The organism is Mesorhizobium sp. M7A.F.Ca.CA.002.15.2.1 (assembly GCF_003998715.1).
Taxonomy (GTDB): domain Bacteria; phylum Pseudomonadota; class Alphaproteobacteria; order Rhizobiales; family Rhizobiaceae; genus Mesorhizobium; species Mesorhizobium ciceri.
On record NZ_RZPI01000177.1, the window covers coordinates 1 to 8751 of the forward strand.

The window sequence follows — 8751 nt, forward strand, 5'->3', positions numbered from 1 at the left end:
CGTCATCCGTCCACCAGCGCGGTTCGGTCGAGATGCGCGTGTGACGCACGATCTCCTCGCCATTGGCGCCTGAAATGAACTTCGTCGCCACGGCAATCCCGGGATAGTCGGAATCAAGGCAAGGAACGAGCCGCGCCCGTTCGGGCGAGGGGCTGACGAAGAACAGGCCGAAAGCCGAGGCGTTGATGTCGACGGCGATCCAGCGGCAGCGGCGCACGGCGTCGGGAATGGTGACCGCGTGATGGGTTTCGGAGCTAAGGGTGAAGGCGCCGAACGGCTTGCGCTGCTCGTTGAAAAGGGCTTCGGCGGCTTCCTTGATATCGGCGTGTTTCAAATGATGCCGCTCCTGATCGCCGTGGCGATGGCCATCGCGCGGTTGCTGGCCGCGAATTTCTGGATGGCGTGGGTGATGTAGCTGTTGACGGTGTTGGAGGAGACGCCAAGGATGACGGCGACCTCGTCGGTGGTCTTGCCTTCGGAAACCCAGAACAGGCATTCGCGCTCGCGATCCGACAACGGATCCTGCATGGCGGCGGCGGCGATCAGTTGTGGGATGTGCGAGAGCGCGTAGCAGCATTTCAGCTGCGCCCGCATCAGCGCCGGCTGGTCGATGCTGCCGGCTGTCGCTGCCGAGAACAGAGCGAACAGGCGCTGGCGGCCGACATTCAGGCGCAGGGAATAGATCTCTGCATGGCCGAGCACATCGAGAAGGCGGGCTTCCTCGCCGGTGATCAACCCGTCAGCTTCGGGCGCGTGAGATGCTACCAGCGGCTGCGGACGAATGCCGGGCGCGACGGTGAGCGCGCCTTGCGCAAGCCCGGCGATCAGCCGCTTGCCGATCAACTCGATGGCGTCGAAAATCCAGTTGGAGGAGACGATGCGCGCATCGTTGCGGTCCTGATCGTGGACGATGGCGACCAGCATGTAGCTGTCGGCGCCGATCTCGGCGGTCAGTTGCATGAAAAAGCTGGTGAGATCGCCGCGCGACGTCAGGCGCGAGCCCAATGTGTCGGATTGAAGTAGCGCGGCGGGACTGCTCATTCTCGTTGCTTTTGGCCGGAATCGTTTCTGCTGTCCGGATGCTGGAAGTCAGCCGCCGAACCCGAATACACATTACTTTGACGAAGACACACGCGTGGCGCAGGGCTGCACCGAACCAAATCCCGAATCCATTCAGGGAACGCGAAGCCGTCCGCGTCTGGTGCCGGAAAAGCTCCGGAACAAAAGACTTTGGGTGGTCGCCGCGCCCCCCAGGACCGGCTGATTCGGGTTTAATCTACCCGCAGTTGAATCTGACATCAAACGCGATTTGACAAAATCGAATCTGATGGACTCCGGCGCGACTCACAGCTCGGTTTTCGCGCCCTGGACAGACGACCGGGACGCGAAAGTCTTCGCCGGCCACCTCGGCGGCTGGTCGATTTCGCCAGGCTCGGGAGCATTGGACAGACGGGCGCGCCGGTTGCTGTGCCGAAGGGGGTGCCTTGGCCCGATAGTCGGAGCCGGGCGATGTTGCCGCCCGGTCCCGGTGGTCCTTTGCTTATGCCTGTCGTTGTCCCAAAACCGCCAGATGCTCCTGGACGACAGGCATTTACCGATCCTCGAACCCGGTCAGCACGCCGACCGCGTTGATGCCGATCTCCTCGACGGCATAGCCGCCTTCCATGACGAACAGCGTCGGCAGGCCGAGCCTGGCGATGCGGCGGCCGATCTTGGGATAATCAGACGTCTTCAGCTTGAACTGGCTGATCGGGTCCTTCTCGAACGTATCGACACCCAGCGAGACGATGACGACATCCGGTGCATAAGCGGCGAGCCTGCCGCAGGCATCCTCGAGCGAGGCGTTCCATGCATCCCAGTCGGTGCCGAAGGGCATCGGATAATTGATGTTGAAGCCTTCGCCGGCACCCGCGCCGCGTTCGTCGGCATGGCCGAGGAAGAACGGGTACTCGACCATCGGATCGCCATGCAGATTGAGCACCTGGACGTCGGCACGGTCGTAGAAGATCTCCTGCGTACCGTTGCCGTGATGGTAGTCGACATCGAGGATCGAGATGCGTTTGGCGCCGTGGTCGCGGAACCATTGCGCGGCGACAGCGGCGTTGTTGATGTAGCAATAGCCGCCCATGAAGCCAGCCCCGGCATGGTGGCCGGGCGGACGGCAGAGCGCGAAGGCGGAAGCCTCGCCATCCTTGAGCAGGCCGGCGGCGGTCAGCGCTACGTCGTAGGAAGACTTGATCGCGGCCCACGTGCCTTCGACGAAAGTGGCGCCGGCATCGAAGGAATAATAGCCGAGCAGCGCGTCGACGCGCTTTGGCGGCACGTCGCCGCGCAGGCCGCGCGTCGGCCATGTGAAGGGCATCGCCGTGCCTGTGAGACCTGCTTCCAGCCATTGCGGCCAGACCGTCGGGAGAAAGTCGATATAGTCTGATTTGTGGATGCGCTTGGCGGCGGCGAGGTCATGTTCGTGCGGCGCGATGATGGGACCCAGTTTCTCGCTTTCGACCCGCGCCTTGATGAATTCGGCCCTCGATGGCTTCTCGAAACCCGGCACGATGGCTGATGTGACCAGTTCCATTTGACCGGCATGGCCGGCGTGAAGGGGGGAGAAAACAGTCTTCATAAATTCCTCTCGAAGTGCGAAATCAGTCAAGATTCAAGATTGAGATAAGGGCTCACCAGAGCGAGCCACATTCTTTCCACATCGTCCTCGATGAGGTCGTATGTCTTGCGGTCTCTTTTCAGCCCGACAAGCCGGCAGGCGTGCCCGACGTCCATCATCAGCACGCCGAGCCGGCTGGCGACATTGTCTTCAAGCGCCGGGTTCACATGCTGCAGCCATGCGGCGTAGAGCGCGATGATCTGCTCGTCATATTCGTTCTGGATCGGCCTGAGGTCGGCGTTGCCTGAAATGGCCTCGATCACCGGCATCAGGCTGGCGTTTTCGAGGTAGAGTCTGGACGTGTCGATGAAGAGCTTGCGCACTTCCTGCCGAAACTCTTCACGGTTGGTGGGCGGGGCGACCTTGATACGCTTGGCGATCACCTCGGGAAAGGATGACAGCCAGCGCCGGGCGAGGTCCAGAAGAATGGCTTCCTTGTTGGGAAAGTATTGGTAGATCGAACCAACCGACAAGCCTGCGCGCTGCGCAATGGCCAGCGTCGTCGGCGTCTTGGTTCCTTGCTCCCGCGTCAAGACCAGCGCTGCGTCGAGAATCCGGTCGACCACCTTGCTGGAGCGTTTTTGCCGCGGCTGTTTGCGCGGTTCGAGCGCTATCCTGCTTTTGCGGTCGAGACTGCGCTTCACCGTCCGATGTCCTCGTTCCCCGCCCGGTCTCAACATGGTGGGAGCTTGCTGTCCACGATACATTCCAGATTCGGTATGTTGACAAACGCGAATAATCAGTCGCATTCTTTATCCACGCTGCCTCTTGGGATGACAAGGGGAATTTCCAAGACAGCGCGCTGGCATTCTTTTTCGTCCCATGGCGCCGCTCCGGTGGAGTGGCAGGTCGTTGGCCAAGAGGTTGTCGGTCTCAGTCAGTCGTCAAAAGCGCGGAGTCGCGATGTCTGTCACAGGTGCAGGTCACAATGCGGATCTGATCGTCATCAATGGTCGTGTACTGACCATCGACGACGACAATCCCACCGCCGAGGCCGTCGCCGTCAAGGACGGCGCAATCATCGCCATCGGCAGCCGCGCCTCCATCGAAGAGTTCAAGGGACCGGCCACCAAGGTAATCGACGCCAAGGGCGGCTCCGTCCTGCCGGGTTTCATCGAAGCCCACATGCATCTGTTTTCGGGCGGGGCTGAACTTGCCCACCTTCAACTCACCGGTATACATGGCTTCGAGGCGCTGCAGAAGGCGATCCGCGACTATGCGCCTACCCGGCCCGACGCGAAGATGCTGGTCGGCCAAGGCGTCGACTACACCGTGCTCGGCAGCGAGCGCGTGACGCGCCATCACCTCGACGCCATTTTGCCCGATCGTCCGTTCTGCATGGCGGCGCCAGACCATCACACCATGTGGGCCAACACCAAGGCGTTGGAAATGGCCGGCATCCTGCAGGGGCGTACGCTCGGCCCTGGCAATGAGATTGTCATGGGTGACGATGGACTGGCCGCCGGCGAATTGCGCGAAGGCGAGGCCTTTGGCCCGGTGCTCGACCTTGCCGGCGAAAGCCGGGTGCGGCTGGGGCTGTCGACCGGCGGCGAGCCGGACCCGATGCCGACGGCGGCCGAGCGGGACGCCGACCGCGACATCATGCGGCGCGGGCTCGCCTGGTGCGCCCGCCACGGCATCACCTCGATCCAGAACATGGACGGCAACCTCTATCAGCTTGAGCTGCTGGCCGAGATCGAAGCCGAGGAAGGCTTGCCCTGCCGCGTCAAGATCCCGTTCCACTACAAGAATTTCATGACGCTCGACATGCTCGACAAGGCATCTGATATGGCCGAAAGCTACAACAGCGAATGGCTGTCGTCGGGCATGGTCAAGGTGTTCTACGACGGGGTGCTCGATTCCTGGACAGCTGTCATGGTCGAGCCATACGCCGACCGGCCCGACTGGGTGGGCGAGCCGCTGTTCACGCCGCAACAATTCATCGATCTGGCCGTCGCGGCCGACAGGCGCGGGCTGCAGATCGCGGTGCACTCGATCGGCGACGGCGCGGTGCGCGCGGTGCTGGACGGTTATGAGGCGGCGCAGAAGGCGAACGGCAAGCGCGACAGCCGTCACCGGGTCGAGCACATCGAGGTCACCACCACATCGGATGTGCCGCGTTTCGCAGAACTCGGCGTCATTGCTTCCATGCAACCGCCGCATCCGCCCGGCGCCATGGATTTTCCGCTGGAGCCGACGGTGTCGCGCATCGGGCCGGCACGCTGGCCGCTGAGCTATGCCTGGCGGACCTTGAAGGATGCCGGCGCGCATGTCGTCTTCGCATCCGATTGGCCGGTGTCGCCGATCGATCCGATCCTGGGCATTCAGGCGGCAGTGTTGCGCAAACCATGGGCAGAAAGCGACCCGGACCAGAGTTTCTCGCTGCATGAAGCGATCGCCGGTTACACGATCGAGGGCGCCTACGCCGAATTCGCCGAGCACCGCAAGGGTACGCTGAGATCGGGCTACATGGCCGATCTGGTGGTTTTGTCGATGGATATCGAGAACACCGCCCCGGCCGATCTGCACAAGGTGCGGCCGGTGACGACGATTTGCGGCGGCAAGATCACCTATCAGGCCTGACTATGGCATGGGGCTTGCAGGCCTCAATGACTGACTGAACTGTGACCCAATGCCGGGCTTGCCAACCCACCGGCCATGTGGTCACATCGAACAGGGGAAGAGCTCCGCCAGCAAGAGCGGGGTCAACAGTGAGGCGTAATCGTGCCGGACAAACCGGATCGGAATGCGATTGAAGTAGTAAACGTCAGCAAAATTTTCGGATCAGGTGAGGGGCAGGTGGCTGCCCTCGACACGGTCTCGGTATCTATCCGCGAGAACGAATTCTTCACGTTGCTGGGGCCATCCGGCTGCGGCAAGACGACGTTGCTCAGGCTGATCGCCGGCTTCGATTTTCCAACCGCCGGTGAAATCCTGCTCTACGGCCAGGACATCGCGCCGCTGCCACCCTTCAAACGGCCGGTCAACACCGTTTTCCAATCCTATGCGCTGTTCCCGCACATGACGGTCGCCGACAATATCGGCTTTGGCCTGGAAATGCTGGGTAAGCCGAAGGCCGAGATCAAGGCGCGCGTCGCCGAGATGCTGAAGCTGGTCAAGATGGAGGCACTCGCCGGTCGTCGCACCAGCCAGATCTCCGGCGGCCAGCAGCAGCGCGTGGCCTTGGCCCGCGCCTTGGCACCGCAGCCGAAGGTGCTTTTGCTCGACGAGCCACTGTCGGCGCTCGACTACAAGCTGCGCAAGGAGATGCAGATCGAGTTGAAGCGGCTGCAGCACGAGACCGGCATCACCTTCATCTTCGTCACCCACGACCAGGAAGAAGCGCTGACCATGTCCGACCGCATCGCGGTCATGTCATCGGGCAAGATCCTCCAGGTCGGTTCGCCCTGGGATATCTACGACAAGCCGGCCGAACGCTTCGTCGCCGACTTTATCGGTGAAACCAACTTCCTGACGGCCGCCATCAGCGAGATGGCCAACGGCAAGGCGCGCGCCACGCTCAAGTCCGGTGCGACCATCGAGGCGACCGTGGCCCAGGGTTTCCAGCCCAAGCCCAATGCCACGGTCGTGGTTCGGCCTGAACACGCCAAGCTGACCAAGGCCAAGGGCGAACTGTCGGGGAGGGTCGATAATATCGTCTATTTCGGTACCGACACCCACATCCATGTTCATCTCGACAGCGGCGAACTCTTCACCGTACGCCAGCAGAACACGCGCAGCGCGGGCTGCGGTTTCGAGAAGGGCGACGCGGTCGGCATCCTCATCGGCAGCGATGCCGCCCAGGTCCTGAAGGACTGACGATGGCGACCGCGGAAGAAGTCGCCAAGGCAGCGGAGCGGCGCGATGTCCGTGACCGCTGGCTTTTGTCAGCACCAGCGCTGCTGGTCATTTTCCTCGCCGCGACCGGCCCTTTGCTGATCGTGCTCGTGTACTCGTTCCTGACGCCAGGCTCCTATGGCGACGTGAAGTGGCAGTTCTCGCCGGAAGCCTGGATAGCGGTGTTTCTGGAACGCGATATCTTCGACGACACGCTTTCGATCGCCGCCGCCCACGTCACCATCTTCCTGCGCTCGATCAAGCTCTCGGTGGTGACGACGATCGCCACCTTGGTGCTTGGTTTCCCGACCGCCTATTTCATGGCGACGCGCAGCGAAAAGACCCGCGATCTCTGGCTGTTCCTGATCACCATTCCGTTCTGGACCAACCTTTTGATCCGCACCTTCGCAGTGCTGCAGATCATCCGCAACGAAGGCATCATCAACACAATGCTGCTCAAGCTCGGCATCATCTCGGCGCCGATCCAGATCCTCTACACCGACACGGCGATCCTGATCGGCATGGCCTATGTCTACCTGCCGCTGATGGTGCTGCCGATCTACGCCAGCATGGAAAAGCTGGATTTCCGGCTGGTCGAGGCGGGCTACGACCTTTACGCCACGCGCTTCCAGGTGCTGCGGCGGATTATCTTTCCGATGGTCAAGCCGGGCGTCATCGCCGGCTCCATCCTGGTCTTCATTCCAGCGCTTGGCGCCTATGTGACGCCGAGCGTGCTTGGCGGCGGCAAGAACATGATGCTGTCCAACCTGATCGAATTGCAGTTCGGGCAGGGCCGCAACTGGCCACTCGGCTCGGCGCTGTCGATCGCCGTCATGATCATCGTCATGGTGGCGCTGCTTGCCTATGTGCGCAATGCCGGCAAGTCGGGGGTGCGTCATGGCTAAGAACTTTTCCATCAAGCACCAGCCAGGATTCAGCGCGATCGCCGCGACCTGCTTTATCGTGCTGTATCTGCCGATCATCGTGCTGGTCATCTATGCCTTCAACGCGGCGAGCTCGACCTCCGAATGGGGCGGCTTTTCGCTGAAATGGTTCCAGTCGGCATGGCAGAACACGCAGGTCGTCGATGCCACGCTGCGTTCCTTCCAGATCGGCTCCATTGCGGCGGTGCTCTCCACGATCTTTGCCACCATGGCGGCGCTCGCCACCACCCGCACCGCGTCCTATCCCGGCCTCACCTTCAAGTATGCGGCGATCAACCAGCCGCTGATGGTGCCCGAGATCGTCACCGGGGTGGCGCTGCTGATCTTCTTCTCGCGCATCAAGATCTTCACCGGTTATTCCGGCATCGGCTATCTGGTCGCCGCGCACACGGCGTTCTGCATTCCCTTTGCCTATTTGCCGATCCGGGCGCGGCTTGAGAATATGGACCTGACGCTGGAGCGTGCCGCAGCCGACCTCTACGCGACGCCCTGGAAGACGTTCCGGCGCATCACGTTGCCGCTTCTGTGGCCCGGCATCCTGGCCGGGCTGATGCTGGCCTTCGTCATCTCGCTCGACGACGTCGTCATCACCGAGTTCGTCAAATCGGGCGGCCAGGACACGCTGCCCACCTACATGCTCGGCCAGATCCGCCGCGGCATCACACCCGAGATCAACGCGATATCGACCGCCTTCCTGCTGCTCTCGGTTGCCATCGTCACGTTGTTTTTCTTCGTCAGCAGGAAACGAGACTGAACCGAAAAATGGGAGTTAAAACCATGAACTGGAAGACAACAGCAACCGCCATGGGGTTGGCGTTGCTCGCCTCGACGGGCCTGGCCCGCGCCGACGGCGTGCTCAACATCTACAATTGGGGCAACTACACCAGCCCCGACGTGATCAAGAAGTTCGAGGCCAAATACAACGTCAAGGTGACCATCACCGATTATGATTCCAACGACACCGCGCTTGCCAAGGTTCGCCAGGGCGGCACCGGCTTCGACATTGCGGTACCCTCGCAGACCTACGTGCCGATCTGGATCAAGGAAGGCCTTGTCCTGGAAACCGACCCCGGCAAGATGGAGAACTTCAAGAATGTAGCGCCCGAATGGGCCAACCCCGACTTCGATCCAGGCCGCAAATACTCGGTGCCGTGGGCGCTGGGCACGGTGGGCGTCGTCGTCAACACCGACGCCTACAAGGGACCGGCCGACAGCTGGGGCATCATCTTCAACACGCCGGACGAGCTGAAGGGCAAGGTCAACGTCGTTCCCGAGATGAATGACGTCATCTTCGCGGCGATCAAATAT

The 8751-nt window shown here is 61.7% G+C and carries 8 protein-coding genes and 1 pseudogene; 5 read left to right on the forward strand and 4 right to left on the reverse strand.

Features of this window, described 5'->3' with window-relative positions; genetic code table 11:
• From ENZ74_RS12630 to ENZ74_RS12645, 4 genes and pseudogenes are all read right to left on the reverse strand, one after another.
• Positions 1-334: pseudogene (locus tag ENZ74_RS12630) on the reverse strand (helix-turn-helix transcriptional regulator); the annotation flags it as partial.
• Positions 331-1041, reverse strand: a complete 711-nt coding sequence (locus ENZ74_RS12635; RefSeq protein WP_063168914.1) for a LuxR family transcriptional regulator — start codon at positions 1039-1041, stop codon at positions 331-333. The pseudogene ENZ74_RS12630 and the gene ENZ74_RS12635, both read right to left, overlap by 4 nt.
• Before the next feature lie 550 nt (positions 1042-1591).
• Positions 1592-2623 (reverse strand): histone deacetylase family protein, encoded by a 1032-nt coding sequence (locus ENZ74_RS12640; protein WP_024502679.1) that lies wholly within the window; start codon positions 2621-2623, stop codon positions 1592-1594.
• 26 nt (positions 2624-2649) lie between these two features.
• A complete protein-coding gene (locus ENZ74_RS12645) occupies positions 2650-3411 on the reverse strand; it encodes a TetR/AcrR family transcriptional regulator (protein ID WP_244514233.1) in 762 nt (253 codons plus the stop codon).
• Between the two features lie 154 nt (positions 3412-3565).
• Between ENZ74_RS12645 and ENZ74_RS12650 the strand changes: the two genes are divergently transcribed.
• The 5 genes from ENZ74_RS12650 to ENZ74_RS12670 form a co-directional block, all read left to right on the forward strand.
• A complete protein-coding gene (locus ENZ74_RS12650; RefSeq protein ID WP_027161443.1) occupies positions 3566-5245 on the forward strand; it encodes an amidohydrolase in 1680 nt (559 codons plus the stop codon).
• A gap of 141 nt (positions 5246-5386) precedes the next feature.
• Positions 5387-6481 carry an ABC transporter ATP-binding protein gene (locus ENZ74_RS12655; protein ID WP_013529814.1) on the forward strand — a complete coding sequence of 365 codons (1095 nt, stop codon included), beginning with the start codon at positions 5387-5389 and terminating at the stop codon, positions 6479-6481.
• Positions 6482-6483: 2 nt separating this feature from the next.
• Complete coding sequence (locus ENZ74_RS12660) at positions 6484-7404, forward strand: ABC transporter permease (protein ID WP_013529815.1); 921 nt, start codon at positions 6484-6486, stop codon at positions 7402-7404.
• A complete protein-coding gene (locus ENZ74_RS12665; RefSeq protein ID WP_013529816.1) occupies positions 7397-8197 on the forward strand; it encodes an ABC transporter permease in 801 nt (266 codons plus the stop codon). The genes ENZ74_RS12660 and ENZ74_RS12665 overlap by 8 nt, the downstream gene beginning before the upstream one ends.
• A gap of 23 nt (positions 8198-8220) precedes the next feature.
• A partial coding sequence (locus tag ENZ74_RS12670; RefSeq protein WP_127312797.1) for an extracellular solute-binding protein occupies positions 8221-8751 on the forward strand: 531 nt, incomplete at its 3' end.